Raw genomic sequence first — 1,637 nt, forward strand, 5'->3', positions numbered from 1 at the left:
GCGTTAGCCAAAAAAGAGAAAACTAGAGAGATGCTTCAAGACGCGATAGACGTACTCAACAAGTTCACGGAATCTTTCAACAATGAGGATACCGAAGGGATGGATAGCACTCTTCACTTTCCACATGTTTTTCCGGGGCCAAATACCGTCATCTGGAACGAACCGGGACAACTTAAGAAAGAGTTCTTCGATAAGCTGAAATCCCAAGGATGGGCATTTTCGAGGTACACGAAGCAAGAGCCGATTTACGAATCGAATACAAAAATTCACTTTCGAGTTGAATATGAAAGATGCCGTTCCGACGAATCAGTCATTAATCTACAAAGAGCGATTTGGATACTAACCAAGAAGGATGAAAAATGGGGAATCCAAATAAGATCAAACGAATGAAAAATGGGGCTAACCAGGCAGCTCACACAATGTCGGCAAACGCTCGCCTCTTTGGTAATGATCACATGGAATCTAACATCACAACTAACGGAACCCTAATTGAAGCCGACATCGTGTGGCTTTGACGTTAGCGAAGAACTAAATGGAACTAACACTTCAGGATCTCAAACATCTGAACTTTCACGACGGAACACTCGAGTCGGTTGAGGAAGTTGGAAGCCATATTCGTATGAGCATCGACTCTGGAGCATTTGGCCCACCGCTTGATGGATCCGAAGGAAAGCAATGGATCATTCGAGACTGTGTCTTCGAGTGCTTCGGAGTCACACGAAACGAAAAAGAGTTATGGAAAGATACAAAGGAGCCATCTCAGTTTCCTGACGGTTCACTGCCAATCGACGAGATTCTGAATGAAGACATTAAAAATGATTGTTACGAAATGAGTGGATTTCACGAGAATCAGGATTGGGCTGTATGGAGAATACAAGCACAGAAGTTTAAGCTAACCTACCAAACAAAAACCGAATTTAAAATACGCTAACCAGTCGTATCAGGCAACGAGCGCAAGCGCTCGCCGCCTGTACTCGGCGTTCTGAATAAATGTATAAGTGCCACATATGCGGCGAAAGCCACCAAGACATGCCCGACATTCATTCGGAGTACCCCGATCAGTATTGGGATGTCGCACCCGAAGAAAGAGACAGAAGAATTAAGACAACCTCAGACACTTGCGAGATCGATGGTGAGCATTTCTTCGTGAAAGGAATCGTTGAGCTGCCTATCGGCGATGAAGGTGATCGGTTCGGATTCGGGGTATGGTTGTCGCTGAAGAAAGAAAATTATGAGACCTATCTCAAAAATTTCGATTCTGACGAAATCGGACCGTATTTCGGATGGCTATGTAACAGCATTTCCTACTACAAAACGGATACGATGCTTCTTAAGACAATGGTCCACTTTAGAGGTGATGGATTCAGGCCAGTAGTAGAAATAGAAGAGACCGATAACCCCTTGTCCATCGACTATCACCAAGGAATCACTTTAGAGAAGGCATGGGAGATCATTCATCACTACGAACAACAGAACAAGTCAGAACCAGACGGTGGTCACAATTCCGGCAGCTCCGCCGCCTCCATCGTGACACCTTAGCGATTGGAAGAAAGATGAAGAAGGTACATATCAGTATAATCATAGCGTTCACTCTTGTTCTAACCTCAACCTTCAGAGCAAACCCGGAATATGATCCT

General features: G+C 44.5%; 3 protein-coding genes. All 3 read left to right on the forward strand.

The genetic code is table 11. The features are described from left to right. Positions 1 to 390, forward strand: a 390-nt coding sequence (locus JIN87_RS27890; protein ID WP_234033682.1) for a hypothetical protein, incomplete at its 5' end; no start/stop codon positions are given. A 142-nt stretch (positions 391 to 532) separates the two neighbouring features. Beyond that, positions 533 to 931, forward strand: coding sequence for a hypothetical protein (locus JIN87_RS27895; RefSeq protein ID WP_200360018.1), 399 nt, complete (start codon positions 533 to 535; stop codon positions 929 to 931). A 59-nt stretch (positions 932 to 990) separates the two neighbouring features. Beyond that, entirely contained in the window at positions 991 to 1,539 is a 549-nt protein-coding gene (locus tag JIN87_RS27900; RefSeq protein WP_267909460.1) for a DUF2199 domain-containing protein, read from the forward strand. Positions 1,540 to 1,637 lie beyond the last annotated feature (98 nt).

It is taken from the genome of Pelagicoccus mobilis (assembly GCF_016595505.1).
In the GTDB taxonomy this organism is placed as follows: Bacteria; Verrucomicrobiota; Verrucomicrobiia; order Opitutales; family Opitutaceae; genus Pelagicoccus; species Pelagicoccus mobilis.

Bases quoted from the DNA above. Each gene is read 5' to 3' on its own strand.
- JIN87_RS27895 (WP_200360018.1), top strand. From the start codon at position 533: ATGGAACTAACACTTCAGGATCTCAAACATCTGAACTTTCACGACGGA.
- JIN87_RS27900 (WP_267909460.1), top strand. From the start codon at position 991: ATGTATAAGTGCCACATATGCGGCGAAAGCCACCAAGACATGCCCGAC.